The 26,620-nt window shown below is 71.6% G+C and carries 23 protein-coding genes; 14 read left to right on the top strand and 9 right to left on the bottom strand.

Going from position 1 to position 26,620, the window contains the following annotated elements; translation table 11 throughout:
* Window positions 1-53: 53 nt before the first annotated feature.
* From ACQPXS_RS43150 to ACQPXS_RS43125, 6 genes are all read right to left on the bottom strand, one after another.
* On the bottom strand, window positions 54-2,300 hold the full coding sequence (locus ACQPXS_RS43150) for an FG-GAP repeat domain-containing protein (RefSeq protein ID WP_433454932.1): 2,247 nt from the start codon (window positions 2,298-2,300) through the stop codon (window positions 54-56).
* A 97-nt stretch (window positions 2,301-2,397) separates the two neighbouring features.
* Entirely contained in the window at window positions 2,398-4,002 is a 1,605-nt protein-coding gene (locus tag ACQPXS_RS43145; RefSeq protein ID WP_433454931.1) for an ABC-F family ATP-binding cassette domain-containing protein, read from the bottom strand.
* Window positions 4,003-4,150: 148 nt separating this feature from the next.
* On the bottom strand, window positions 4,151-5,119 hold the full coding sequence (locus ACQPXS_RS43140; protein ID WP_433454930.1) for a threo-3-hydroxy-L-aspartate ammonia-lyase: 969 nt from the start codon (window positions 5,117-5,119) through the stop codon (window positions 4,151-4,153).
* A 118-nt stretch (window positions 5,120-5,237) separates the two neighbouring features.
* On the bottom strand, window positions 5,238-6,224 hold the full coding sequence (locus ACQPXS_RS43135) for an aldo/keto reductase (RefSeq protein ID WP_433454929.1): 987 nt from the start codon (window positions 6,222-6,224) through the stop codon (window positions 5,238-5,240).
* A gap of 129 nt (window positions 6,225-6,353) precedes the next feature.
* Window positions 6,354-8,234, bottom strand: coding sequence for an ATP-binding cassette domain-containing protein (locus tag ACQPXS_RS43130; protein WP_433456207.1), 1,881 nt, complete (start codon window positions 8,232-8,234; stop codon window positions 6,354-6,356).
* A 258-nt stretch (window positions 8,235-8,492) separates the two neighbouring features.
* Entirely contained in the window at window positions 8,493-9,197 is a 705-nt protein-coding gene (locus ACQPXS_RS43125; protein WP_433454928.1) for an SDR family oxidoreductase, read from the bottom strand.
* Window positions 9,198-9,914: 717 nt separating this feature from the next.
* Here ACQPXS_RS43125 and ACQPXS_RS43120 point away from each other — a divergent pair.
* Window positions 9,915-10,715, top strand: coding sequence for an SAM-dependent methyltransferase (locus tag ACQPXS_RS43120; protein ID WP_433454927.1), 801 nt, complete (start codon window positions 9,915-9,917; stop codon window positions 10,713-10,715).
* A gap of 368 nt (window positions 10,716-11,083) precedes the next feature.
* Complete coding sequence (locus ACQPXS_RS43115) at window positions 11,084-12,562, top strand: glutamate-cysteine ligase family protein (protein ID WP_433454926.1); 1,479 nt, start codon at window positions 11,084-11,086, stop codon at window positions 12,560-12,562.
* Between the two features lie 743 nt (window positions 12,563-13,305).
* Here ACQPXS_RS43115 and ACQPXS_RS43110 read toward each other — a convergent pair.
* The gene (locus ACQPXS_RS43110; RefSeq protein ID WP_365328540.1) at window positions 13,306-13,668 is read right to left on the bottom strand and encodes a winged helix-turn-helix transcriptional regulator; all 363 of its coding nucleotides are present in this window, start codon (window positions 13,666-13,668) and stop codon (window positions 13,306-13,308) included.
* Window positions 13,669-13,805: 137 nt separating this feature from the next.
* Between ACQPXS_RS43110 and ACQPXS_RS43105 the strand changes: the two genes are divergently transcribed.
* The 4 genes from ACQPXS_RS43105 to ACQPXS_RS43090 all read left to right on the top strand — a co-directional run bounded on the left by ACQPXS_RS43105 (window position 13,806) and on the right by ACQPXS_RS43090 (window position 17,069).
* A complete protein-coding gene (locus ACQPXS_RS43105) occupies window positions 13,806-14,456 on the top strand; it encodes an FMN-dependent NADH-azoreductase (RefSeq protein ID WP_433454925.1) in 651 nt (216 codons plus the stop codon).
* Between the two features lie 169 nt (window positions 14,457-14,625).
* Window positions 14,626-15,471, top strand: coding sequence for a thioesterase family protein (locus ACQPXS_RS43100; RefSeq protein WP_433454924.1), 846 nt, complete (start codon window positions 14,626-14,628; stop codon window positions 15,469-15,471).
* 133 nt (window positions 15,472-15,604) lie between these two features.
* The gene (locus ACQPXS_RS43095) at window positions 15,605-16,195 is read left to right on the top strand and encodes a L,D-transpeptidase family protein (protein WP_433454923.1); all 591 of its coding nucleotides are present in this window, start codon (window positions 15,605-15,607) and stop codon (window positions 16,193-16,195) included.
* A 142-nt stretch (window positions 16,196-16,337) separates the two neighbouring features.
* Entirely contained in the window at window positions 16,338-17,069 is a 732-nt protein-coding gene (locus ACQPXS_RS43090; protein ID WP_356313783.1) for a TetR/AcrR family transcriptional regulator, read from the top strand.
* A gap of 75 nt (window positions 17,070-17,144) precedes the next feature.
* Here ACQPXS_RS43090 and ACQPXS_RS43085 read toward each other — a convergent pair whose 3' ends face one another.
* Together ACQPXS_RS43085 and ACQPXS_RS43080 are read right to left on the bottom strand one after the other, a co-directional pair.
* The gene (locus ACQPXS_RS43085) at window positions 17,145-17,906 is read right to left on the bottom strand and encodes a PDC sensor domain-containing protein (protein WP_433454922.1); all 762 of its coding nucleotides are present in this window, start codon (window positions 17,904-17,906) and stop codon (window positions 17,145-17,147) included.
* Between the two features lie 37 nt (window positions 17,907-17,943).
* Window positions 17,944-18,702 carry a FadR/GntR family transcriptional regulator gene (locus ACQPXS_RS43080; RefSeq protein WP_433454921.1) on the bottom strand — a complete coding sequence of 253 codons (759 nt, stop codon included), beginning with the start codon at window positions 18,700-18,702 and terminating at the stop codon, window positions 17,944-17,946.
* A gap of 100 nt (window positions 18,703-18,802) precedes the next feature.
* Between ACQPXS_RS43080 and ACQPXS_RS43075 the strand changes: the two genes are divergently transcribed.
* The 8 genes from ACQPXS_RS43075 (at window position 18,803) to ACQPXS_RS43040 (ending at window position 26,592) form a co-directional block, all read left to right on the top strand.
* On the top strand, window positions 18,803-19,834 hold the full coding sequence (locus ACQPXS_RS43075) for an ABC transporter ATP-binding protein (protein ID WP_433454920.1): 1,032 nt from the start codon (window positions 18,803-18,805) through the stop codon (window positions 19,832-19,834).
* A 36-nt stretch (window positions 19,835-19,870) separates the two neighbouring features.
* Window positions 19,871-21,067 carry an ABC transporter substrate-binding protein gene (locus ACQPXS_RS43070; protein ID WP_433454919.1) on the top strand — a complete coding sequence of 399 codons (1,197 nt, stop codon included), beginning with the start codon at window positions 19,871-19,873 and terminating at the stop codon, window positions 21,065-21,067.
* Window positions 21,068-21,070: 3 nt separating this feature from the next.
* Complete coding sequence (locus tag ACQPXS_RS43065; protein WP_356313789.1) at window positions 21,071-21,964, top strand: ABC transporter permease; 894 nt, start codon at window positions 21,071-21,073, stop codon at window positions 21,962-21,964.
* 21 nt (window positions 21,965-21,985) lie between these two features.
* On the top strand, window positions 21,986-22,801 hold the full coding sequence (locus ACQPXS_RS43060) for an ABC transporter permease (RefSeq protein ID WP_356313791.1): 816 nt from the start codon (window positions 21,986-21,988) through the stop codon (window positions 22,799-22,801).
* 31 nt (window positions 22,802-22,832) lie between these two features.
* The gene (locus ACQPXS_RS43055; RefSeq protein ID WP_433454918.1) at window positions 22,833-23,513 is read left to right on the top strand and encodes a maleylpyruvate isomerase N-terminal domain-containing protein; all 681 of its coding nucleotides are present in this window, start codon (window positions 22,833-22,835) and stop codon (window positions 23,511-23,513) included.
* A 126-nt stretch (window positions 23,514-23,639) separates the two neighbouring features.
* On the top strand, window positions 23,640-23,921 hold the full coding sequence (locus ACQPXS_RS43050) for a hypothetical protein (protein WP_365328521.1): 282 nt from the start codon (window positions 23,640-23,642) through the stop codon (window positions 23,919-23,921).
* A 54-nt stretch (window positions 23,922-23,975) separates the two neighbouring features.
* Window positions 23,976-24,698 carry a YqjF family protein gene (locus tag ACQPXS_RS43045; protein ID WP_433454917.1) on the top strand — a complete coding sequence of 241 codons (723 nt, stop codon included), beginning with the start codon at window positions 23,976-23,978 and terminating at the stop codon, window positions 24,696-24,698.
* 145 nt (window positions 24,699-24,843) lie between these two features.
* Complete coding sequence (locus ACQPXS_RS43040) at window positions 24,844-26,592, top strand: carbohydrate binding domain-containing protein (RefSeq protein ID WP_433454916.1); 1,749 nt, start codon at window positions 24,844-24,846, stop codon at window positions 26,590-26,592.
* The last annotated feature ends 28 nt before the right edge of the window (window positions 26,593-26,620 follow it).

The raw sequence follows: 26,620 nt of genomic DNA, 5'->3' as shown, positions 1-26,620 counted from the left end.
CCCGTGCCCCCGACCGGTCTGCGGGACCGGTCGGGGTGGGAGGACTCCGCGGGTCAGGAAAGGGTGCGGCCGGTCCAGCCGGAGCCGACGCGGAGCCGGCTGCCGAAGGTGCCGTGGCCGGTGCCCGGGTTGAGCCAGGCCACGCCGTCGGAGTCGACCGAGAGCAGGTCGGCCTTGCCGTCGCCGTTCAGGTCGCCGGCGCCGAGCACCTGCCGGTAGCTCTTGCCCCAGTCGCGGAAGACCAGCACCCGGTCGGCGAGCTTGCCGGTGCCGGTGCCGTTGTAGCGCCACAGCTCGCCGGAGCCGTCGAGGGCCAGCACGTCCCCGTGCCCGTCGCCGTTGAGGTCCCCGGCGCCGATCACCCGGGTGTACCCCTTCCATGCCGACCGGATCTTGACGCGCGGGGCGAATCCCGCGCTGCCGTTGCCCGCGTACAGGTAGATGTCGCCGGTGGCGGCGGACCGGGCCAGCAGGTCGGCGCGGCCGTCGCCGGTCAGATCGCCGGGGCTGGTCAGGACGTTGTAGCCGCGCCAGTCGCTGCTGGTCTTCTTGTACGGGGACGTCGGCACGGGCAGCCGGCCCGCCGGGGTCTCGTACATGCGCGCCTCGCCCGTGGGCAGCACGGCGAGGACGTCGTTGACGCGGTCCCCGTTCAGGTCGCCGAAGCCGGTGAACCGGGTGCCTGAGGGCCAGCCGCCGGTGACCGCGCCGCTGTGCACGGAGCCCGTGGCGAGATGGCCCGCGGCGTCGCCGTCGTACCGGGTCAGGGTGGTGCCGCTCAGGGCGAGCACGTCGGCGCGGCGGTCGTCGCCGTAGTCCCGGGCGCGGGGCAGCGGGCGGCTGGTGCCGGAGACGGTGTACAGCGGCCCGCCGGAGGCGGAGTTGTCGTACCAGAGCGCCGTGGGGCGGGTGCCCGCGACCGTGACGGCGCCGCCGATGCCCCGGTAGTCGGTGGTGGTGCCCAGCGTCTTGGGCGCCGACCAGCCGCCGCGGGTGCGGAAGCCGGAGACGAACCGGTACTTGCCGCTGCCGATGGACACGGCCCAGCCGGCGTGCACGGTGCCGTCGGTGGCGATGCCGGAGCTGACGGCGTAGTGGGCGGAGCCGAAGGGACGGCGGTCGTCGGCCTGTTCGACGGCGCCCCAGACGCCGGTGCGGGCGGAGCGGGTGGTGGAGATCACCGCCTTGTCGGTGCCGTCGACGAGGGTGACGTCGCCGTTCGGCGCGGTCAGCGGACGGGGCAGGGCGCGGGGGGCGTACCAGCCGGTGAGCGGGGTCTGCTCGGGGGCGCTCCAGGCCTGGCCGGGGGCGCTCTGGCGGGCGAAGCGGGCGGGTCCGTCGCCGGCGCTCGCCCACAGGAGGGTCAGGCCACCGGCCGGATCGGCGTCGAGGCGCACGGCACCCGGATGGGTGCCGGCGAGCGGGGTCAGATCCTCGGCGTCGCCCCACGTGGTCGCGCCGGCCTTCCGCTCCATGATCCGGGAGTGGTACGAGACCTCGGTCCCGGTCGCGCCTGCGAAGCCGCCGTCACGGAAGGCGTCGTCGAGGTTCCAGGCGATGGCCGCGTTGCCCGCCTTGTCGACCGTGGCGTCCAGCCCGGTCAGGTACCACTCCCCTTCCTCGGTGTCGCTCTTGACGGTGTCGAACACCGTGGGCTCGGACCAGGCCTCGCCGGGGGCCGGCCGCTCGGAGATGCGCAGCTCGCGGCCGCCGGGGACCGGGGTGGCCCAGACGGCGGTGAGGCGTCCGGTGGCGCTGCCGAAGACGACGGGAGGGCAGTCGGTCCAGTCGGTGGTGGTGACGGTGGTCGGGGCGGACCAGCGGGTGGCGCCAGGGGCCAGGGTGGCGGCCTTCAGCAGGACCTTGCCCCCGGGTACGCGCTCGCGCCAGTAGGCGAGGAAGGAGCCGTCGGCCTGGGGGGCGAGGGTGCTGGCGTCGAGGATGTAGTCGGCGGCGGTGGACAGCGTCTGGGGCGCGGCCCAGGTGGTGGAGCCGGCCGGACGGACCTGGACGGTGAGCCGGCGGACCTCGGCGGTCTGCGTGGGGTCCTGGGGCTGGTCGCGCAGGGCGATGAGGGCGCCGTCGGCGCGGGCCTGCAGGGCCAGCACGCGGTGCTGGGCGGAGGGGGCGAGCTCGGTGGCCGTACCCCAGACGCCGGGCTGTACGGGGTCGTTGGTCACCGTGGCGGTCCCCGCCGCGATGCCCGCGGTCGGCACGGACGCCGCCTCTGCGGACAGCGCCCCCACCATGGTCCCGCTCAGTACGAGCGCGAATGCTCCTTTGACGACATGCGAGTTCACGATCCGGTCCCCCCACGATCAAGATTTGGTGATCAAATTGCGTGGATCTTATACGACCATGGTGAAACCGGGATGGGGGGTTGGAGTTCAGCAGCCCTCAGGCGAGGGCGACCAGGTCGCGGTAGTCCTCGCTCCACAGGTCCTCGTCCGCGTCCGGCAGCAGCAGGACGCGGTCCGGGCGGAGGGCGTCGAGGGCACCCTCGTCGTGGGTGACCATGACGATCGCGCCGGGATACGAGTCGACCGCGGTCAGCACCTCGTCGCGGGAGACCGGGTCGAGGTTGTTGGTCGGCTCGTCCAGCAGCAGGACGTTCGCCCCGGAGTGGACCAGGCCGGCCAGTGCCAGCCGGGTCCGCTCGCCGCCGGAGAGGACACCCGCGGGCTTGCCGGCGTCGTCCCCGCCGAACAGGAACGCGCCCAGCACCCGCCGCGCCTCACCGGTGTCCAGGTGCGGTGCCGCGTCCCTCAGGTTCTCCAGGACCGTGCGGTGGGTGTCGAGCGTGTCGTGCTCCTGGGCGAAGTAGCCGAGGCGCAGCCCGTGTCCGTGCACCACGCGTCCCGCGTCCGGCCGTTCGGCACCGGCGAGGATCCGCAGCAGGGTGGTTTTGCCGGCGCCGTTGAGTCCGAGGACGACCAGGCGGGTGCCGCGGTCCACCGCCAGGTCCACCCCGTCGAGGACCCGGTGGCCGCCGTAGGACTTGGCCAGGCTGATCGCGCCGAGCGGCGTCCGCCCGCACGGGGCGGGCTCCGGCAGACGGATCCGCGCGGTCTTCTCGGTGCGCCGGGCGGGTTCCAGCGCGGCCAGCATGCGGTCGGCGCGGCGGGCCATGCTCCGGGCCGTCGTGGCGGTGGCGGAGCGGGCCTTCATGCGGTCCGCCTGGGCGTGCAGGGCGGCGGCCTTGCGTTCGACACCGGCCCGCTCCCGGGTGCGGCTCCGCTCCTCCGTCTCACACCGGGTCCTGTACGCGTTCCAGCCGGTGTTGTGGACGTCGATCGTGGCCCGGGCGGCGTCCAGGTGGAAGACGCGGTTGACGACCTCGGCGAGCAGGGCCGTGTCGTGGCTGACGAGCACCAGTCCGCCCTGGTGGCCCTGGAGGAAGCCGCGCAGCCAGGTGAGCGAGTCGGCGTCGAGGTGGTTGGTGGGCTCGTCCAGGAGCAGGGTGCCCTCGGTTCCGGCGAACAGAATGCGGGCGAGTTCCGCGCGGCGCTTCTGCCCGCCGGACAGGGTGCCGACCGGTTCGTCCATGACCCGTTCGGGCAGGCCGAGTCCGGCCGCCAGCCGGGCCGCCTCGGCTTCGGCCGCGTAGCCGCCGCCGGCCTGGAAAGCGGCGTCGGCGCGGGCGTAGGCGTTCATGGCCCGCTCCAGCTCTGCCGGGCGGGCGGCGCCGGCCATCGCCGCCTCGGCCTCGCGCAGGTCGCGCAGCGCGGTGTCGAGGCCGCGGGCGGACAGGATCCGGTCGGTGACGGTCGTGGCGGGGTCGGCGGCGCGGGAGTCCTGGGCGAGGAAGCCGACGGGACCGGTGTGCGTGATGGTGCCGGCGGCGGGCCGGGACCGTCCGGCGAGCGCGGTCAGCAGCGTGGTCTTGCCGGCGCCGTTGCGGCCGACGAGGCCGATGCGGTCGCCGGGGGAGACGGTGAAGGAGATGCCGGACAGCAGCAGGCGCGCACCGGCGCGCAGCTCGACGTCGCGAGTGGTGATCATGATGTAACGCTCCGAAACAGCGAGAGGACACACTTCTGGCGTGGAAGCGGGTCCTCAGCTAGGAAATTCGGGGCGTGGACATGCACTCACGGTATCCGACGGGCTCGCAGTGGCGCCTGCGGTTTTTCGCGCCGCGCCACAACTTTCTTCATCCGCCGATGAGTTCGGCGAACCGCCCGGTGTCGATGTTGCCGCCGGAGGCGATGATGCCGATGCGGGGCGGGAGGTTGTCGACACGGCCGGCCAGGAGTGCGGCCAGGCCGGTGGCGCCGCTGGGTTCGAGGACGATCTTCAGGCGTTCGAAGGCGAAGCGCATGGCGGCGACGATCTCCGCGTCGCTGACGAGGGCGATGGCGTCGACCAGGCGCCGGTTGATCTCGAAGGTGAGCTCGCCGGGTGTGGGCAGGGCCTGTCCGTCGGCGACGGTCCGGGGCACGGGCAGGGTGACGCGGGTGCCGCTCTCCAGGGAGCGCTTGGTGTCGTCCCCTTCCTCCGGCTCCACGCCGACGATCCGGATGCCGGGGTGCAGGGCCTTGGCGGCGGTGGCGCTGCCGGCGATCAGGCCGCCGCCCCCGACGGGCACGAGCAGGGCGTCGAGCGGGCCGGTCTCGTCGAGGAGTTCCAGGGTCGCGGTGCCCTGCCCGGCGATGACGTGCGGGTGGTCGTAGGGCGGGATGAGGGCCAGGCCGCGGTCCTCGGCCAGGGCCGTACCGAGTGCGGTGCGGTCCTCGGTGTAGCGGTCGTAGGTGACGATCTCGGCGCCGTATCCGGCGGTCGCCTCCCGCTTGAGTCGCGGGGCGTCCTCGGGCATCAGGATGACGGCGCTGGTGCCGAGTTCGCGGGCGGCCAGGGCGGTGGCCTGGGCGTGGTTGCCGGAGGAGTAGGCGGCGATGCCCTTGGCCAGTTGGTCCGGGGAGAGCTGGGCGGCCGCGTTGTAGGCGCCGCGGAACTTGAAGGCGCCGACGCGCTGGAAGTTCTCGCACTTGATGAACACCTCGGCGCCGACGAGGGCGTTCAGGGTGCGCGAGGTGACGACCGGGGTGCGGTGGGCGACGCCTTCGAGGCGTGCGGCGGCGGCACGGACGTCGTCGAACGTTACGGGCGAAGCGGCGGCCATGACGGTCTCCAACGTGGACTGATTTTCCATTGTTGGACAAGAACTCTAGGTACCGTGACGCCCGTCTGTCCAGGAAAGGGCCAGACGGGCGTTCGCGAGGTTGTGGCGCGCGGTCGGCTCAGTGGCCGGCGATCCCCCTGGGCCTGTACGGCTCCTCCAGTTCCCGGACCTCGTCCTCGGTGAGTCGGAGTTCGAGCGCGGCGAGCGCGTCCGGGATGTGGTGGGGCTTGGTGGCGCCGACGATGGGGGCGGTGACGCCGGGGCGGGACGCGACCCAGGCCAGGGCCACCTGGGCCCGCGGGACGCCACGGCGTTCGGCGATCGCGGCGACGGCGTCGACGATCCGCTTGTCGTCCGGCTGGTACAGGGTGCGGCCGTAGGCGTCCGTCTCGCCGCGGGCGCTGGTGGCCTCCCAGTCCCGGGTGAGCCGGCCACGGGCGAGCGGGCTCCACGGGATCACGCCGACGCCCTGGTCGGCGCAGAGCGGCAGCATCTCGCGCTCCTCCTCCCGGTAGAGGAGGTTGTAGTGGTTCTGCATGGACACGAACGTGGTCCAGCCGTGCCGCTCGGCGGTGTGCTGCAGCTTGGCGAACTGCCAGGCGTACATCGAACTCGCCCCGATGTAGCGGGCCTTGCCCGCCCTGACCACGTCGTGCAGCGCCTCCATCGTCTCCTCGACCGGGGTGTGCGGGTCGAAGCGGTGGATCTGGTAGAGGTCGACGTGGTCGGTGCCGAGCCGGCGCAGGCTGTGGTCGATCTCGGTCATGATCGCCTTGCGGGACAGCCCGGCCCGGTTGGGACGGTCGCCGCGCGCCGCGCCGTCCGCCACCGCGAAGTAGACCTTGGTGGCGATCACGACGTCCTCGCGCCGGACCATCTCCCCGAGTGCCTTGCCGACGATCTCCTCGCTGGTGCCGGCGGAGTAACTGTTGGCGGTGTCGAAGAACGTGATCCCCGCGTCCAGCGCCTGGCGGATGAGCGGACGGGCGGCGTCCTCGTCCAGGGTCCACGGATGCGGCCCCCGGTCGGGAACGCCGTAGCTCATGCAGCCCAGCGCCAGCCGGGAGACCTCCAGGCCGCTCGTGCCGAGCTTGACGTACTCCATGGTTCGGTTCCCCTCGTCGGTGTGGTCCCGCCCGGTGCGCCACGGCGATGGCCGGGCACCGGGCGGGACTTCTCCGTCAGCCTGATCATGATCGTATCGAGCCGTGGTACGGCGCGCCCCCGGCCGCCGTCACCGGTCCTTGGCCAGGGCGACGAGTTCGGCGAAGAGGCCGCCGGCGTGCACGAGGTCGTCGTAGCTGCCCTGCTCGACGACGCGGCCGCTCTGCAGGACGACGATCCGGTCCGCGAGGCGGGTGTTCTCCAGCTGATGGGTGACGACGATGGTGATGCGCCGCGCGGCGATGCGCTTGATCTCCAGGAAGATCTGGTGCTCGCCGCGCGGATCCATTTGTGACGTCGGCTCGTCCAGGATGAGCAGGGGGGTACGGCGGTACAGGGCACGCCCGCAGGCCAGGCGCTGCCACTGTCCGCCGGACAGCTCGGCGCCGCCGTAGATCTCGCGTGCGAGGAGGGTGTCGAGTCCGTGGGGCAACCGCTCGACCGTCTCGCGCATGCCGACCGCGTCGACGGCCTCCCACACCGGGCCGTCGTCATGGGTGCGCGGCTGGCCGAGCGTGATGTTCTCCCTGACCCGCAGGGGCCAGCAGGCGAAGTTCTGCGGGACGAGTGCGGTCCGGCTCCAGACGGAGTCGGGCCGGGCGCGCGCGAGGTCGACACCGTCCCAGAGGACCCGGCCCTTGTCGGCGAGAAGGATGCCGGTGATGAGCTTGGTCAGCGTCGACTTGCCGGAGCCGTTCTCGCCGACGATCGCGAGGATCTCGCCGCGCCGCAGGGTGAGGGAGACGCCGTCCACGGCGGGCTCGTCCCTGCCGGGGTACTGGTGGACGACCTCCTCGAGCCGGATCTCCTCGACCTGCTCCGGGAGCGTCGACTCTCCGCGTTTCGGGGCGCGTTCGGCGGCCATGTCGAGAAAGGAGCGCATGTCGGCGAGGTAGAGGGAGGTGTGGAACATCGCAGCGCCGTACTGCACGAACTGGGACAGCGCGGCAAGCGTGGTCTGCACGGCGACCACCGCTGTGGCGGCGACGGGCAGGGCGACCCGCCCGGTCATGGCGAGCCAGGCGAGCGCCGACCAGGTGACGAGCAGAAAGGCACCTCCGAGGGCGGATGTCGCGAGGACGATTCGGAGCATGCGCGGCGCGGCGGTCAGGATGCGCCGGTCGATGCGCTCGGACAGCGCGCGGTACCAGTAGACGAGGTAGTCGGTCATCCCGTTCGCGCGGACCTCGTCGCCGTGCCGCGAAAAGGTGGCCCACCAGCGCATCATGCCGCGTACGTTGCGGTCGCCGACGTTGGCGTAGTGCGTCTCGTAGTCGACGCGGGCGGAGAGCACGGCGCCCAGGCCCGCGGGCAGGACGGCCAGCAGCAACAGCGGGAGCATCAGCCAGTGCAGTGCCGTGATGACGCCGCCGGCGGCGACCATGCGGATGAGCGAGGCCAGGAACTGCTGGGCGTCCTTGACCATCGTCGTGGTGCGGGTGACGCCCACCTCGGCGGCCTCCTGCCGGTCGGCGAAGCCGTCCTCGTCGCAGGCGGAGGCCTCCACCCGGCAGACGGCGGAGACGAGCGCCACGTCGGCCTCGGTCACCAGCCGCGGGGTGATCCGCCCGTCCGCATAGGACGCCAGAGCCCTGCTGATCCGGCCGACCGCCGCCGCCGCGGTGACGACCGCGAGCGCGGGCAGGGCCCCGTGCAGACGTTCGGACACAGGGCCCGCGCCGAGGATGTGGGTCATGGCCTGGGCGGTGCAGCCGAGGACCACGGCGGCCGCGACGCCGGTGAGGAGCTGGCAGACGAGGAGCAGGACGACCCCGGAGCGGTCGACGGCCCACGCCATGCCCGCGGTGCTGCGCAGCACCGACGGCAGCCGCCCGCACATCCTGCGGAAACTGGCTTCTTCCAGGGGGTTCTTGCCGGACTTGCCCTCGTAGCTGATCGTGGCGGGCGGCGGAGGAGGCGGCGGGAAGTCTCCTGTCGAGGCGTCGGTCAAGGTCACCTGCGTCCCTCCTTCGGGTCGGCACCGCACCTGGATGGTCCGGCGGTGCCCGGCTCAACGAGGGCGCGGCCGAATCGAACGCACGCTTTTCCGGACGAAGCGCGGACCCGGGATTCCGGGGGCGTCGAACGCACGACCGCAGTGGCACAAGGCTTCCGCAGCCGCGGTGCGTGGCCGAAACGCCGGTGCTCGCGACGGCTGTTACCCGTGAGGTTTCACCGGTCGGCCGCCCGCGGAGACCTGCTCCGACACCTACTGGGTCAGCTGCGGATACAGCACCGCCAGGTCTCCGGAGAGCGCCGCCTTCACATCCCGGGTCCGGTCGTCCGCCAGCACCTCGTACGCCCCGTTCTCGATTCCGTCCAGGGCCAGGGCCGCGATGTCGCCCGGAGTGGACTTGGGCGCGTCGATGTCCGAGGTCATGTCGGTGTCGATGTAGCCGACATGCAGCCCGGTGACCCCGATGCCGCGTGAACGCAGTTCCAGACGCAGGGAGTTGGTCTGGGACCACAGGGCGGCCTTGGTGGCGCTGTAGGAGCCGGCGACGCCGAGCCAGGAGAGCACGGAGTGGACGTTGAGGAGGTGTCCGCCGCCGTTGCGCTCGATGACGGGGACGAAGGCACGGGTGACCAGCAGGGGGCCGTAGAAGTTGATCTCGAACTCGCGGCGTACGTCGTCGACGGGGGCGTCGAGGAAGGAGCGCGCGCCCAGCGAGACGCCCGCGTTGTTGATCAGGATCGTGACGTCCTGGGCCTGCGCCGCGGCGGCCTCGACGGATGCCGGGTCGGTGACCTCCAGGGCGAGGGGCACGGCGTCGGGGTGGGTCACGGAGCGGGGGTCGCGGGCCGTGGCGTACACCTTGGCGGCGCCGCGCGCGTACAGCCCCTCCACCAGCGCCTTGCCCAGGCCACGGCTGCCGCCGGTCACCAGTACGACAGCGTCCTTGATCGAGGTCATAGTCATCTCCAGAGCAGGAAACCGATCGGTTTACCAGCATCGTAAACCGATCGGTTTCATTCCCCAAGCGGCACCGGCCGGCTCCGGCTCACACCGCGCGGACACCCCCTTGCCTGGACGCCCGGCCGAACTGGGTAGCGGTGCCTCGCTCGGCCGGTGATCGGGCGGCAGCGGCGAGGACCGGCTGTGCCGGGGCAACGGGGCTGAGAGCAGGACCGGCGGGAGAGGCGGGGAACGACCCGAGCGCATGGATTAACCGTTCCCCGCCCCCGGCGCGTCGACCCACCTCGTCACGGACACGGAGGGACGACCCACGACCGGTCGGACGATGCTTCGACTCACCGATCTTGTTCCGACCATCCGACGCCGAAGTCCCACAGGCCAGCGGAGCCGGGCCGGCCGGGTGACGGGCGCCCGGTGGGCCTGGCCCGTGAGATGCGTCTGGTGCGCGGACGTACGGCCGACCCGTGCTGTGCGTCCGCCGCGCAGGGAAGACCGGACGAGTGACGCGTGGCGCCGGGCGCACGGGGAGGTCCCGGGGACGCCCTGGGATCGCGCGCGCGGCCGCCGGGATCAGCCGCCGCTCGGCCCCGGTGGCAGTGGCACGGTGACCCTCGGCTACGGGAACTCCACACAAGCACCTGATAGTTGATGTGGGAAGCTTTGGCCAACCGTTTGCGGGACCAAGGCCGTGACGGTCGTGGAGAGGAGCCCAGTGTGACTCAGGACGGCGGCCAGGCCGTGCACATCGACACCAGCAAGCCGCATCCCGCACGGATCTACGACTACCTCCTGGGCGGCAAGGACAACTACGAGGTGGACCAACTGGCGGGCGACCAACTGGCCGAGGCCGCGCCCGAGGTGTGGATCTCCGTACGGGCCAACCGCGCCTTCCTGCACCGTGCGGTCCGGTACGTCATAGGCAGCGGCGTCCGCCAGATCCTCGACATCGGCACCGGGCTGCCCACCTCCCCGAACGTGCACGAGGTCGCCCAGGAGCTGGCCGCGGACACGCGCGTCGCCTATGTCGACAACGACCCGATCGTGAAGGCGCACGCCGACGCGCTGCTCAGCCGGTCCGGCACGACCAGCATCGTGCTCGCCGATCTGCGCGATCCCCAGTCCGTGATCGATCATCCCGAGGTGCGCCGGATCATCGATTTCGAGCAGCCCGTCGCCCTGTTCCTCGTCGCCATTCTCCACTTCATCCGCGACGCGGACGAGCCCGAGCGGATCGTGGCCACCCTGCGCGACGCGCTTCCGGCCGGCAGCTTCCTGGTGCTCTCGCATGCGACGGCCGACTTCGCCGACGACCGCAGCGACGCCGAGGCCGTCTACAACAGCGCGACCGCCACCATGAACCTGCGGTCCCGCGACCGGGTCGAGCGGTTCTTCGACGGGTTCGAACTGGTCGAGCCCGGCCTGACCCAGGTCCCCTTCTGGCGCCCGGAGACCACCCCACCGCCCGGCTCGGAGTCGATCGGCTTTTACGGAGGCGTGGCCCGTAAGAACGCCTGAACCGGGATCTCCGGCACCGCACGCCACGCGCCTTCGGCCACACGGACCGCCTCCGGAGTCATCACGCACGGTTCACGGCCGCGTACCGGACGCCGATCCGACCCATCCGGAGAATCAGGGGCACGCGGCCACAGCTCCCCCGCCCTCGCCGCATCTGAGGACGGCTCACCGTGGATGGACGACGGCGGTGGTCGAGGGCGGCGGCGGTGAAGGACCGGCGGGACGAACCGAACCGTTCGACGAGCCAGCGCCCAGGCTCGTACACCGTGGCGGCGCCGTCTCGCGGCCGCGGGCCGCGCCTGGTGAGGCCCGCGCGTTGGTGCGACGCTGGTGGTGGAGGTTGCGACGAGGGGCATCCTGGAGGGCCGATGGGACGCGACGTCCCGGCGCTCGTCTTCACCCGCGAGGACCGCCGCCGGTACCGGATCAAGATGCACGCGTGCCTGGACGCCTTGGCGCAGATGCTGCGCGAGGCACGGTTCGAGTCCGAGCGGCCGCAGGTCGGTCTGGAGATCGAGCTGAACCTGGTCGGCGACGACGCCGAGCCGGCAATGCGCAACACCGATGCGCTGGAGGCGATCTCCGACCCCGCCTGGTCCACCGAGCTGGGCCGGTTCAACCTGGAGATCAACGTGCCGCCCCGGCGGCTGACGGCGGGCGGACCCGACGCGTGGGAGTCGGAGATCCGCGCCGCGCTGAACCACGCGGACGAGCGGGCCAGGTCGATCGGCACCCGGCTGATCATGATCGGGATCCTGCCCACCCTGCGGCAGCAGGACATCGGCGAGGAGACCCTGTCGGAGAACCCTCGCTACCAGCTCCTCAACGACCAGATCTTCGCGACCCGCGGCGAGGACCTGCGCATCGAGGTCGACGGCGTGGACCGGCTGCGCACCTACGCGGACACCATCACCCCGGAGGCCGCGTGCACGAGCACGCAGTTCCATCTCCAGGTGTCTCCCGAGGAGTTCGCCCCCTACTGGAACGCGGCGCAGGCCATCGCCGGGGTCCAGGTGGCGCTGGCGGCGAACTCGCCGTTCCTGTTCGGCAAGGAGCTGTGGCACGAGACCCGTATCCCGCTGTTCGAACAGGCCACGGACACCCGCCCGGAGGAGATCAAGGTGCAGGGCGTACGGCCCCGGGTGTGGTTCGGGGAGCGGTGGATCAACAGCGTCTTCGACCTCTTCGAGGAGAACCTGCGCTATTTCCCCGCCCTCCTCCCGCTGTGCGACGAACAGGACCCGGCGGAGACCCTGGACCGCGGCGACATCCCGGACCTGGGCGAACTGACCCTGCACAACGGCACGATCTACCGCTGGAACCGCCCGGTGTACGCCGTCTCCCACGACCTCCCGCACATCCGCGTGGAGAACCGGGTGCTGCCCGCCGGACCGACCGTCGCCGACACCCTCGCCAACGGCGCCTTCTACTACGGCCTGACCCGGGCCCTGGTGGAGGAGGACCGGCCGGTGTGGTCGCGGATGTCGTTCGCGGCCGCCGAGGACAATCTGCACACCGCCGCCCGGCTCGGCATCGACGCCCTGTTGTACTGGCCCGGCATGGGCGAGGTGCCGGTGCCGGAGCTGGTCCTGCGCAGGCTGCTGCCGCTGGCGCACCGGGGGCTTGCCGAGTCCGGCATGGACGACGCCTGGCGGGAGCCGCTGCTCGGCATCATCGAGCAGCGCTGTGTGACGGCGCGCAACGGCGCCGTGTGGCAAAAGGAGATGTTCCACCACCTCGACGCCACCACGCGCGCCGGCCGCCACGACGCCCTGCGCGAGATGACCCAGCTGTACATCGACTACATGCACCTCAACGCGCCCGCCCACACCTGGCCGGTGGACTGACCCGGCTCAGCCGCGCCCGCTGAGCAGGTTCACCGCGATGTCGAAGGTGCGGCCGGTGCTCGCTCACCCTGCCGGCCCGCATTCCAAAGTCCCTGCTGCAGGACGTCGCTTCGCCCTTTGTCCATCTGGCCACCCGGGACGAGAACGTGGTGCACGAAGGGGTCGTCCATCATCCGGAGGCTGTCGCGCGGAAACACGAAGTCACCTTCGCGCCGCGGGTCATGACCATCGCCCCGGGGGGCCGTGAGCTGGTTCCCTCGCTTTCGCAGCAACCCCCGCCACGCCGTCGTTTCCTCGACTACCCGGCTGTGGTCCCGAAGAGCCTGGACCGCCGATACCTCGCCTGAGCGCACTGCGGCCCACAGGCTCGCGCCCGTTGAAGAGCTCGCCGATCGACACCTACCCTGCTCAGTCTCGGCAGGTCTCGCCCGCGCCGACCGTGGAGCCGCCGGTGTGGACGGTGGCCAGGCCGGTGTAGCGGGGCGGAGTCGGCCGGCACCACGGGGACTGGTTCGGGGCGGGTGTTCCGGCTCTCCTCGCGCATGAAGTCCTGCCGCTCGGCCAGCCACACGACGTACGCGCGGCCAGCGGACCCTCGGGGCGGGAATCCGGCCGGTACAGCGTTCCCCGGGCGGCAGCGGTGCCGCCGCGTGGCCGCTTGGTCCAGACGTTCCGCACCCACTGCCCGGTGTTGTCCACGGCCGGATGGCGCCCCGCACGGACGATCCGGCCGACCGCTCGCGCTACGCGCCGGGGCACGGCGGCGCGTCCGGCAGGTGGGCCTTCGCCCACTCGCCCAGTTCCCGGAGCGCCGGCTCCAGGGCGGCCCCCGCCTCGGTCAGCCGGTAGGACACGCGCAGCGGCGGGCCCTCGTCGACCTCGCGGAGCACGAGTCCGGCCGCGCCGAGTTCCGCGAGCCGGTCGGACAGCATGCGCTCGCTGATGCCCGGGACGGCCCGGCGCAGGTCGGCGAAGTGTGCGGGCTGTTCCACCAGGACGGCCACGATCGGGCCGCTCCAGCGCTTTCCGAGCAACTGGAAGACACGGGTGATGCCATCGTCCACCTGCTTGCACACCGCGCTGTCGTGCGTCACGTCCGCCGCCATGCGCTCAGGGTACTACCCCACCGTAGGGGGATGAAAAAAAGTAAGTCCATATGCTAAAGATAGTCGAGTACCAAATCTCAGCGATCGCTGAGCCACCGGGCTACCCCTGCCCCTTTTGTCGTCTTTCTGGAGTCACCATGGCCACCCTGCTGCACATCGACTCGTCCGTGTTCCCGACCGAGGCCTCCGCCTCGCGCGCCGTGGCGGAGGTCTTCCGCACGCACTGGCAGGAGCAGCACCCCGACGGCACGGTCGTCTACCGCGACCTCGCGGCACAGCCCGCCCCGCACATCACCGCCGCCGCGCACACCGCCGGCTTCGCCGACCCGGCGTCGCACACGCCCGAGCAGGCCGCCGCCTTCGCCGAGCGCGTCCGTCTGATCGAGGAGCTGGAGCAGGCCGACGCGGTGCTGATCGGCGCCCCGATGTACAACTATTCGATCCCCTCGACCCTGAAGGCCTGGCTGGACAACGTGATCCTCTTCGGCCGCACCGCGGGCGAGACCCCGTCCGCGAAGGGCACCCCGGTGACGGTCGTCGCCAGCCGGGGCGGCGCCTACGGGCCGGGCACCCCGCGTGAGGGATACGAGTACGTGCAGAACTACCTCTCGGTCATCCTCGCCGACACCCTCGGCCTGGACCTCGACTTCATCGTCCCGGAGCTGACCATGGCCCCGCAGAACCCGGCGATGGCCGAGCTGATCCCGCTGTACGAGGCCTCCCGCGACCGCGCCCTGGAGGAGGCCGCCGCGAAGGCCAAGCAGATCGCGGAGCGCCTGGCCGCCTGACCGCTCCGCCCGGCCCGGCGTCGCTCCGTGCGCGGCGCCGGGCCGGGCCGCTTCAGCGGGTGAAGACCGCGGGACCGGAGGCACGCGTGAACCGGTCGCGGTCACGGATGTACTGTGCAACGACCTGCTCAACGCCCCCGTGCACGGACATTCCGAGGAGAGGCACCCGTTGGCCGCCAGCTACTTCGAGCGCATAGACCGGCATCGCTACAAGCCCACCCCGCACGCCAGCGGCGCGTGGGACACCGACGAGATGCACTTCAGCCCGCTCGGCGGGCTCGTGGTCCACGCGATCGACCAGTACCGCGCCGAGCGCCCGCCGAGCGGACTGCTCCTGTCCAGGATCAGCTTCGACATCCTGGGACGCCTCGCCCTGGACGAGTGCGAGATCCAGGTGGAGTCGATCCGGCCCGGCCGCACCATCGAACTGCTCGAAGCGGTCGTACGCATCGCCGACCGGCCGGTGGTACGGGCCCGCGCCTGGCTGCTGACCGAGGTGGACACCGGCGCCGTGGCCGGCGGCGCCGAGACGCGCCTGACCCCGCCGGACGGGCTCGCCGGTCGGTCCCTGGGCTCGGTCTGGCCCGGCGGACACTGCGCGTCCGTCGACGTCCGGCCCGTCACCCCCTCCGAACCCGGCCGCGGCACGGCCTGGATCTCCACCGACCTCGCCCTCGTCGCCGGCGAGCCGAGCAGCCCGGTCGCCTCCTACATCGCCCTCGTCGACACGGCCAACGGCATCGCCGTACGCCGGCCGCCGACCGAGTGGATGTTTCCCAACGTCGACCTGACGATCCATCTGCACCGGCAGCCGACGGGCCGCTGGGTCGGCCTCGACACCACGGTCACCTTCGGCCCCACCGGCCAGGGCCTCACCAGCAGCGTCCTCCACGACATCCACGGCCCGATCGGCCAGGCCCAGCAGACACTCACGGTGCGACCGCTTCCGGGCGGTGACCCCACGTTCCGCGTGGGCACCGAAGGCAGCAGCGCTCAGGACACGGTGACGGCGTAAAAGGCATGGAGCGGGAGCGCGAGCGGACACGCTCCCGCCGGACGGGTGATAACAGGACGTAGAACTTTAAAGCCGCCTCGGTTTCTAAAGACCCTTTACTTCGCAGTGACCGAACGACTGAAAGGTCCCTTCTGTGAAGCCGAGCAAGCGCTGGACCCGTGCCGCCGCAGCCCTGGGAGTCGCGATGGCGGCGACGGCCATGACGACGGCCTCCGCCGGAGCACGGCCGGCCGGTCCCGCCGGTACGTCGGCCCCGGCGGCCGCCGCCCCCTCCCCCACCACCCTCGTCTTCGACAAGAACCCCGCCGACCCGACGAACTCACGGCTGTCGATCTACAGGAACGGCCGTGTGCAGAAGAGTTACCGCGCGGGCTCGGGCATCGGCGTCAAGGACGACTGCGTCCGCAACAAGGGCTGGATGCCCAACGGGGACTGGCGCATCAGGCTGAAGTCCCGGACCTACGACGGCCGGTCCATCAAGGGATACGCCGTCTACCTGCAGAACATGCCGTGTGCGAGGCGGACGACGACCCGCACCGAGATGTTCATCCACTCGGAGATGAACCGCGACGGGTCGCAGGGCCGTAGCGAGCCGCGCCGCTGGGACGGCGTCGGTGACTACAAGTCCAATGGCTGTGTGAAGCTCAGGCCGGAGGACATCAAGGACCTGTTCACCCGCCTCGACCGGCTCGGCTGGCCCACCCACCTGCGCGTCATCTCCTGACCCGGCCGTTCGCCGGGCGCACGGATGTGCGACCTGGGCGAACCCGGCCGGCGCACCCCCGCGCCGGTACGCTCGCTGCCGGGACCCGGCCGGTGCCGTGGTCCCGGCAGCGATCGCGTCCGGAGACGGAGGGGGCTCACCGGTGGCGGCAGGAGGGCGGCGGGCCCGGCTGCGGGCCGAGATGTCCGCCGAGGTGCGGGCGGCGGCACGGAACGTCATCGTCGAGAGCGGCATCGAGACCCTGACGCTCTCGGAGGTCGCACGGCGCGTGGGCGTGACACCCGCGGCGCTCTACCACCACTTCGAGCGCGGACTGCCCGATGTCGTCGCCCAGGTCGCCGACGACATCGTGGACGAGCTGGTCGACGAGCTCGACAGGGCGGCCGGACGCCATCCGCGGCACAACTACGGGATGCGCATGATCGCCCCCAGCCGTGTCCTGCGCTCCTGGGCGATCACCCGCCGGCGCGAGTTCTGTTTCCTCTTCGGCACCCCCGCGCGAGCCGCCGGGGAAGCCCACGCCGTGCTGACGACACGCTGGGTCCGGCGGCTGGCCGGGGTGTGGGGCCCGGCCTTCGTGGACCTCTGGGCGGCGCGGGGCTATCCGGTGCCGGACCAGGGGCAGCTGGAGCCGCGCCTGCTGCGCCAGATGCGGGACTACGTGGCGGACACGGGCGTCGCCCTCCCACCGGAGGCGGCGGCGGTCATGCTGAGCTGCTGGCGTTCGCTCTACGGGCAGGTCGTCATCGAGGCGTTCGGCCACTTCACCCCGCTCTTCGGCGACCAGGAGCCCATGTTCGAGCAGTTGATGCGTCAGATCATGAACGACCTCGGTCTGGCCGAACAGTACGAGCCGCCCACGGCGAAGCACTGAGCGCTCAGGGGTCCAAGCTGAACGGCTCGGCCGGTTCCTCGCGGGGGCCGGGTGGCGGCCCACACGTGCACGGGCTCAGGCGAGCACCAGCACCAGGGGCACGCCCCGGCACGGCACCAGGCGCATGCCGTCGTACGTGCCGGGCCGCGCCGCGCCGAGCAGTTCGCCGAAGTCGGGGCCCTTGGTCAGAGAGCCGGCCAGGTGGGCGGGGTCGGCGGAGGCGGCGACCCGGCCACGGGCGTTGACGAGGTGGGCGGGGCGGGGCAGGCGCCGCAGGAGGGGGAGGACGGCCGTCTCGAAGTGCCGCAGATAGACGTCGGCGGCGGCGACTCCCGCGAACCGTCCCTGGGTCAGGACAGGTTCGGAGAGGGTGAGGCTGTACTCGTCGGAGCAGAGGTAGTCGACGTACGGTCCGGCCACCGCCCGGCGCCCGGTGTCGCGGGGCAGCGCGAACCAGTCCCAGTGCGTGTAGTCGGAGTACGCCGACTGGCCGGGATCGAGGTCGAGCAGGAGCGGGCGTACGTCGCCGTCGGCGCCGGACTGCCACCACTCCAGCCAGGCGGGCACGTCCGTCAGGAGGCCGGGCGCCGCGACGAAGCCGACGCCGGAGACGAGTTCCTCGCGGGTCAGGTGGACGTGCAGTCCGGGGCGGAGCGCGGCGAGGTCCGCGCTGGCCGGCCGCCGGACCTCGGCGGCCACGCGGTCGAGCAGGGCTTCGGTGGCGGCGCGGGTGGCGGCGACCGTCTCGAAGACGGCCTCCAGCGCGCCGCCGACCTGTGCGGCCACCCACGCCTCGGTTTCCGTGTCGAGGGTGGCGAGCGCGGGGCTCCGGCCCATGGTGTCCTCCAGCGGACGGGAACCTGACGCGGCGCGGTCAGAGGGTGAGGCGTACGGCGACGAGCCGCGCCGTCGACTCCCTGACGCACCGCTCGGCCAGCGTGCCGGCCGTTTCGTGGGCCCCATCCTGCACGGCGGAGATCACGGCGCGGTGACGGTCCGCAACTTCTTCACGAAACGCGTCGTCGGCCAGGACCAGGCACAGCAGTGCGCCGATCTCGCTCTGCAGGGCGACCTGTTCTCGGGTGAGCCGGGCGGACTGGGCGGCCGCCGCGAGTTCGACGTGGAAGCGGCCGTAGAGCCGGCTGCGTGCCGCCGCGTCCTCGGCCCGGATCAACTCCTCGGCGGTACGGTGGAGTTGGCGAAGGTCTTCGGGTTCGGTGCGCTGTGCGGCGAGCCGGGCGGCGGCGCCGGACAGAGCCGCCCAGTGGTCGCCCAGGTCGCGCAGTTCCTCGGTACTCCAGCCGCGCAGCCGGGCCTTGAGGCGGTCGTCGGCGGGGACTTCGGGAAGGGAGACGAAGCTGCCGCCGCCGCGGCCCCGGCGGGTGGTGACCAGGCCCTGTTGCCGCAGGGCCATGAGCGCCTCGCGCAGGGTGACCGTGGAGACGCCGAGCTGTCCGGCCAGCTCGGTCTCGCCGGGCAGCTGCTCACCGTCGGCGAGGAGACCCAGTTCGATGGCGTCGCCGATGCGGCGGACGACCGCGTCCACGCGGGCCCGGTTGTCCACCGGGCGGAAGACGGCCTTGCGGGCGCCGCCCTCGATCTCGTACTGCCTCACGGCCACCACCTCGTGCATTGACTCAAGCTTTACCCTAAGGGGATCTTGAACTTAGAACTATGACTTCATATGTTTACCGTCAACGGTTCAACGTACAGCGCGCCAGAAAGGTTCCCCTATGGAGGGAATTGCGATCCGGCTGCAGGACCTGCGGAAGTCGTTCGGTGAGACGACCGCCGTGGCCGGGGTCGACCTGGACATCCGGGACGGGGAGTTCTTCTCGATGCTCGGCCCGTCCGGATCCGGCAAGACGACCGTCCTCCGGCTGGTCGCCGGGTTCGAGACTCCGGACCAGGGCCGGATCGAACTCGCCGGACAGGAGGTCACCGGCCTCGCCCCGTTCGAGCGGGACGTGCACACGGTCTTCCAGGACTACGCCCTCTTCCCGCACATGACGGTCGAGCAGAACGTCGCCTACGGGCTCAAGGTCCGCAAGGTACCCAAGGCCGAACGGCTCGTCCGCGCCCGCAAGGCCCTCGCCGAGGTCCGCCTGGAGGGCTACGGCCAACGGCGTCCGGCCCAGCTCTCCGGCGGGCAGCGCCAGCGCGTCGCCCTCGCCCGCGCGCTCGTCGGCCGGCCCCGGGTGCTGCTGCTGGACGAGCCGCTCGGCGCCCTGGACCTGAAGCTGCGCGAGCAGATGCAGGTCGAGCTGAAGTCGATCCAGCGGGAGGTCGGCATCACCTTCGTCTTCGTCACCCACGACCAGGAGGAGGCCCTGACGATGAGCGACCGCATCGCCGTCTTCGACCAGGGCCGCATCGCCCAGGTCGGGACACCCGCGGAGATCTACGAGCGCCCGGCGACCCCCTTCGTCGCCTCCTTCGTCGGCACCTCGAACCTTCTCGACGGAGAGGCGGCCCACCGGATCGTCGGCACCCCCGGCACGTACAACATCCGGCCGGAGAAGATCCGCGTCCTGAAGGAGTCCGCCGAGGCGGACGAGCCCGAGCACGCCACCGCGACCGGAACCGTCGCCGAGGTCGTCTATCTCGGCGACGCCACCCGCTTCCTGGTCGACCTCGACAGTGGCGGCCGGATCACCGCGCTCCAGCAGAACCTGGAGACCTCCTCCGAGGACGTCGCCGCCTACCGCGGCACCCGGGTCCGCCTGACCTGGCACCGCCGGCACGCCGTCCGGCTGCCCTCCTGACCTCTCCCCCGCCTCTACGTCCCCATGGAGAACGCCGTGCGTCCCACCCGTACCCTGCGCACCGCGGCCTGCGCCGCCGCGCTGCTGCTCGCCGCCGCCTGTGACTCCTCCGGCTCGGGCAACTCGTCCGCCACCGGGCTCAACCCGCCGGACCTCAAGGCCCCGACGAAGCTCGGCAAGACCGAGGGCCAGGTCAATCTGATCGCCTGGGCCGGCTATGTCGAGGACGGTTCCAACGACCCCAAGGTGAACTGGGTCGGCGACTTCGAGAAGCAGACGGGCTGCCAGGTCCACTCCAAGGTCGCCGCCAGCTCGGACGAGATGGTCAAGCTGATGAAGACCGGCGAGTACGACGCCGTCTCGGCCTCCGGCGACGCCTCCCTGCGCCTGATCGCCTCCGGCGACGCCGCCCCGGTCAACACGGACCTCGTCCCCAACTACAAGGACGTCTTCGCCGGGCTGAAGAACGGCGCCTGGAACTCGGTGAAGGGCCGGATGTACGGCATCCCGCACGGCCGGGGCGCCAACCTGCTGATGTACAACACCGAGAAGGTCAAGCCCGCGCCCACCTCCTGGTCCGCCGTCTTCGACGACGCCTCCCGGTACCAGGGGCACGTCACCGCGTACGACTCGCCGATCTACATCGCCGACGCGGCCCTCTATCTCAAGGCCACCAAGCCCGAGTTGAAGATCAAAGACCCGTACGCCCTCGACCAGAAGCAGTTCGACGCGGCCGTGGCCCTGCTCAAGCAGCAGAACAAGAACGTGGGCGAGTACTGGAGCGACTACCTCAAGGAGGTCTCCGCCTTCAAGAGCGGTGACTCCGTGGTCGGCACCACCTGGCAGGTCATCGCGAACCTCGCCTCCTCCGAGGGCGCCAAGGTCAAGGCACTGGTGCCGAAGGAGGGCTCGACCGGCTGGTCCGACACCTGGATGGTGTACAGCAAGGCCAAGCACCCCAACTGCGCCTACAAGTGGCTGGACTGGATCGTCTCGCCCAAGGTCAACGCCCAGGTCGCCGAGTACTTCGGCGAGGCGCCGGCCAACTCCAAGGCCTGCGCCGAGACCAGTGACAAGAACTTCTGCACGGTCTACCACGCGGCCGACGAGAGCTACTGGAAGAAGATCGCCTTCTGGAACACGCCCATCGAGCAGTGCCTCGACGGCCGGACGGACGTCAAGTGCGTGCCGTACGCCAAGTGGGTGCAGGCCTGGACCGAGATCAAGGGCTGAGCCGTGACGACCGACGCGACGACCGCCGCCGGCCGGGGAACCGTCCGGCGGCTCGCCGGGAGCCTGCACCGCCGGCCCCGGCTGCGGCTGACCCTGCTGCTCACCGCCCCGCTGCTGTGGCTCGCCGTCCTCTACCTCGGCTCACTGGCGGTGCTGTTCGTCTCGGCGTTCTGGACGACGAACTCCTTCACCTCGCAGGTGGTGAAGGTCTGGTCGACGGACAACTTCCACGCGTTGTTCACCACGCCCGTCTTCCGTCAGGTGATCCTGCGCAGTGTGGGCGTGGCGCTCGCGGTGACCGTGCTGTGCGCGGTGATCGCCTTCCCGGTCGCCTTCTACACCGCACGGGTGGCCCGGCCGAGGTGGCGCCCCCTGCTCGTGGTCGCCATCCTGACTCCCCTGTGGGCGAGTTACCTGGTCAAGGTGTACGCCTGGCGGCTCATCCTGTCCGAGGGCGGCCTCGCCGACTGGATGCTCGCGCCGTTCGGGCTGAGCGGGCCCGGCTTCGGCCTGCCGGCCACCGTCCTCACCCTGACGTACCTGTGGCTGCCGTACATGATCCTGCCGATCCACACGGCCCTCGAACAGCTCCCGGCCAGCCTGCTCGACGCCTCGGCCGACCTCGGGGCGCGGGCCGGGCGGACGTTCCGCTCGGTGGTGCTGCCGATGGTGCTGCCGTCGGTCGCCGCCGGTTCGGTGTTCACCTTCTCGCTGAGCCTCGGCGACTACATCACCGTGCAGATCGTCGGCGGCAAGACCCAGCTGATCGGCAACCTCGTCTACTCCAACATCGAGCTCAACCTGCCCATGGCCGCCGCGCTCGGCACCGTACCCGTCGTCGTGATCGTCCTGTACCTGCTGGCGATCCGCCGCACGGGTGCCCTGAACAGCCTGTAGGACCTGGAGGAGAACAGCGCCATGCATCTCAGCCGCACCGCGCGCATCGCCCTGCGCACCGGCGCCGGGCTCGGTTTCGCGGTGATCTACGTCCCGCTGCTGCTCGTCCTGGTCAACTCGCTCAATCCCGACCGCAGTGCGAGCTGGCCCCCGCCGGGTCTGACCTGGCACTGGTGGTCGGTGGCCGGCCACAACTCCGGTGCCCGGCAGGCCGTGTGGGTCTCGGTGAAGGCGGGGCTGGGGGCGACCGCGATCGCGCTGGTCCTCGGCACGCTCATCGCGTTCGCCGTGGCCCGGCACCGCTTCTTCGGCCGTGACACGGTGTCGTTCATCGTCGTCCTGCCGATCGCGCTGCCCGGCATCGTCACCGGCATCGCCCTCAACTCGGCCTTCGGCACGGTCCTGGAGCCGCTCGGCGTGGGCCTCGGACTGTTCACGGTGATCGTCGGTCATGCCACGTTCTGCATCGTGATCGTCTTCAACAACGTGGTGGCCCGGCTGCGCCGTACGGCCGCCTCGTACGAGGAGGCCGCCATGGATCTCGGCGCGACCACCTTCCGTGCCTTCGCGGACGTCACCTTCCCGCTGGTCCGTTCCGCGCTGCTGGCCGGCGGACTGCTCGCCTTCGCGCTGTCCTTCGACGAGATCGTGGTCACCACGTTCACGGCGGGGCCCGGGATCGAGACCCTGCCGATCTGGATCTTCGACAACATGACCCGGCCGCAGCAGGCACCGGTGGTGAACGTCGTGGCCGCGGTACTCGTCCTGCTGTCGGTGATCCCGATCTACGTCGCCCAGCGGCTGTCCGCGGACACGGCGACGTCGAGCCGGGTGTGACGGCCTGTACGGCGGACGAAGAGGGGGAAGCATGAGCACAGGGGAAGCCACCACCCCCGCGCGGGCGGTGCGCGCGGCGTACGAGGCCGCCTCGGCGGTCGTCGCGGGACTGGGTGACGAGGAGTCGTGGCTGCCGACCGGCTGTACCGGCTGGGCGGTCCGCGACCTCGTCTTCCACTGCCTGTCGGACGCCCAGCGCGCCCTGGTGGCACTGCACACGCCGACACCGAAGCCGGTTGACCGGGACGCGGTGACGTACTGGCAGGACTGGGAGCCGAACACCACCGGGGCGGCGAACGGCCGCCGCTGGGTCCGGGTGAACGCGAGCATGTTCCTCGACTTCCGGCAGCTCCAGGGCCTGTACCTGGAAACGCTGGCGGCGGCCGTGCACGCGGCGGAGGCGGCCGACCCCGCGCAGCGCGTCGGCACGCAGGGGCATGTGCTGACGGCCGGGGATCTGCTGACCACCCTCGCGGTGGAGGCGACCGTCCACCACCTGGATCTGACCGTCCACCTCCCGCACGCGCCGGGACCGGCGCCCGAGGGGCTGGCCGCGGTGCGCACCACCCTGGACGGTCTGCTCGGCGGGCCCGCGCTCCCGGAATGGAGCGACGCGCACTACGCGCGCGTGGGTACCGGCCGGGCCGCCCTCACCGAGGCCGAGCGCGCCGCGCTGGGTGCGGCGGCCGACCGGTTCCCGCTGTTCGGCTGAACGGCGGCCGGCACACGGCCCGGCCTCGGCGGCGGGTGCTGATCACAGACCCAACACGGGGACACGCACGGGCGACACCTGCGCGGTGCGGGGCTCCCCGCCCGGGTTGGTGGGAGCCTGCGCCCCATGCACACCCCACCGAGCATCAACAGTTACGTCGACCGGGTCACCGCGGGCCCGGGCGGAGCGATGACCGACGAGGTCGGCGTCATCACCGGCGACCTGACCGTGGCGACCATCCTGCTGTCCGACGGCCACAGCGTGCGCGTCGCCATCCAGCACTCCGGCAGCGACACCTGGTACACCCTCGCCGGCAGCCCCGCGCCCGTGCCCGCCGGGCAACTCGCCGCCTACCACCGGGATCTGCTGGGCCGTATCCGGCGGGGAGGTGGCACCCGGGCCAAGTGAGCCGCACCGGGCGGCGCCCGGTTTCGGCACGGGTCCCGGGGGGAGTCGGTGCACATGGTCTCGTACGGGCCGGAGCAGCGCGTGCACGTGCCCGAGCTGCGTGCCGCTTGGCGGGAGCAGACGTTCCTGCACTGGGCCTACGCCCCGGAGCGGGTGCAGCGTCTGCTGCCGGACGGGCTCGTCGTGGACACGTACGAGGGGTCGGCGTGGGTGAGTCTCACGCCGTTCGTCATGGCCGGTGTGCGCCCGCCCGCGTTCCCTGCCGCGCTGCCCGACTTCGCGGAGACCAACCTGCGGACCTATGTGCGCGGGCCGGACGGCCGGGACGGGCTGTGGTTCCTGTCGATCGAGGTGGCCTGCCCGGTGATGCTGGCCGCCCGCGCGATAGGGCTGCCGTACCACCTGGGCCACCTGGCGCTGTCGCGACGCGGCGGCCTCCAGGCGTACACCGGCACCCGCCGGGGCGGCGGGGCCCGGTACCGGGTGGCCGTCCGTCCCGGCGAACCGGTCCGGCCCACCCACCGGGACGTGTGGCTGACCTCCCGCTGGCGGTGCTACTCCCTGAGGCTCGCGATGCTGTGGGAGACGCCCGTCGAGCACGAGCCCTGGCCGCTGTGCGAGGCGCGCCTCGACGGTCTCGAGGAGACCCTCACCCGGGCCGCCGGACTGCCCGCGCCCGGCGCGGAGCCGCTGCTGCACTTCTCGGAGGGCGTGCGCAGGGTGCGCTTCGGCCTCTCCCGTCCGGTCCGGACCGGGCGGGCCGACGGCGCCTCCTGACGCACCATTACCTCTCCTCCGCTTGCCATCCGTTGACTTCCATGAGTCGGCAAAAGGCCACTCCCGTACCTTGACCGATAGCTGGTCCAGACCAATTATGGCCTAGACCATTGGGCCCGCCTGTCGTTCGCATCCGGGAGTACGCATGACACGTCCGAGACCCGTACGCGCCCTGCTCGCGGGCCTGACCACCCTGGCCGCCTCCGCGGGACTCGCCCTCGGCGCGGGAGGCACCGCGCACGCGGCGACCCCGCTGCCCACGCACGTCTTCGCGCCCTACTTCGAGGCCTACAGCGGCGACAGCCCCGCGGCGCTCTCCCAGGCCTCCGGCGCCAAGTACCTGACCATGGCCTTCCTGCAGGCGGACAAGAAGGGCTCCTGCACCCCGTACTGGAACGGGGACACCGGCACGCCCGTCGCCCCATCCGTCTTCGGCGCGGACTTCGGCACCATCCGCTCGCGCGGCGGCGACGTGATCCCGTCCCTCGGCGGCTACGCGGCCGACAACGGCGGCACCGAGATCGCCGACAGCTGTACGAACGTGGACTCCATCGCCGCGGCCTACGAGAAGATCATCACCACCTACGACGTCTCCCGGCTCGACATGGACGTCGAGGACAACTCCCTCACGAACAGCGCAGGCATCGACCGCCGCAACCAGGCCATCAGGAAGGTCGAGGACTGGGCCGCCGCGAACGGCCGCCCGGTGCAATTCTCCTACACCCTGCCGACCACCACGAACGGCCTCGCCGACAGCGGCCTCGCCGTGCTGCGCAGTGCGAAGAGCGCGGGCGCCAGGATCGACGTCGTCAACATCATGACGTTCGACTACTACGACGGCGCCACCCACCACATGGCCACCGACACCGAGACGGCCGCGAGCGGACTGCACGACCAGCTGGCCGGGCTCTACCCGAACCTGTCCGACACCCGGCTGTGGAACATGGTCGGCGTCACCGAGATGCCCGGCGTGGACGACTACGGCCCGGCGGAGACCTTCACCACCGCCGACGCCTCCACGGTGTACGCCTGGGCCGTCGCCAAGGGGATCAACACCCTCTCCTTCTGGGCCCTCCAGCGCGACAACGGCGGCTGCCCCGGCTCCGGCGCCTCCGACACCTGCTCCGGCATCGCGCAGGACACCTGGTACTTCACGCACACCTTCGCGCCCTTCACCGGCGGTACGACGACCCCGCCGGCGGGCGACTTCTCCGTGTCCCTCTCCCCCGCCACCGCCTCGGTCGACCCCGGCGGCACCGCGACCGCCACGGTGCGGACCTCGGTGACGTCGGGCAGCGCCCAGACGGTCGATCTGACGGTCGGCGGCGCACCGAGCGGAGTCACGGCGTCCCTCAGCCCGTCCTCGGTCACCGCCGGCGGCACCTCCACGCTCACCGTCAAGACCGCTGCCGGCACGGCACCGGGCACCTACCCCCTGACCGTCACGGGCACGGCGGGCCCGACCCGGCACAGCTCCACGTTCACCCTGACGGTGAAGGGCTCCGGCGGTACCGCCGTCCTCGGCAACGGCGACTTCGAGACCGGCTCGCTCGCGCCGTGGACCTGTGACAGCGGAGCCGCGGTGGTCTCCTCCCCCGTGCACGGCGGCTCCCACGCCCTGAAGACCGCGCCCTCCGCGTCCCGGACGGGCCAGTGCGCCCAGACCCTGACCCTGAAGCCGAACACCTCCTACACGCTGAGCGGCTGGGTGCAGGGTCCGTACGCGTACCTCGGGGTCAGCGGAGGCGCGACGGCCAGCACCTGGGCCTCGTCCTCGGCGTGGTCGAAGCTCACGGTCCCGTTCACGACCGGCGCCTCGGGCACGGTCACGGTGTACGTCCACGGCTGGTACGGCCAGGGCGCGGTCTACGCCGACGATCTCACCCTGAGCTGACCAGGCGTTCCGATGGCCCGCCCGGCGA

Source organism: Streptomyces sp. CA-142005 (assembly GCF_050942335.1).
Classification (GTDB): Bacteria; Actinomycetota; Actinomycetes; order Streptomycetales; family Streptomycetaceae; genus Streptomyces.
The sequence above is the reverse complement of the archived record's forward strand: the minus strand, read 5'-3'. Positions and strand labels throughout refer to the sequence as shown.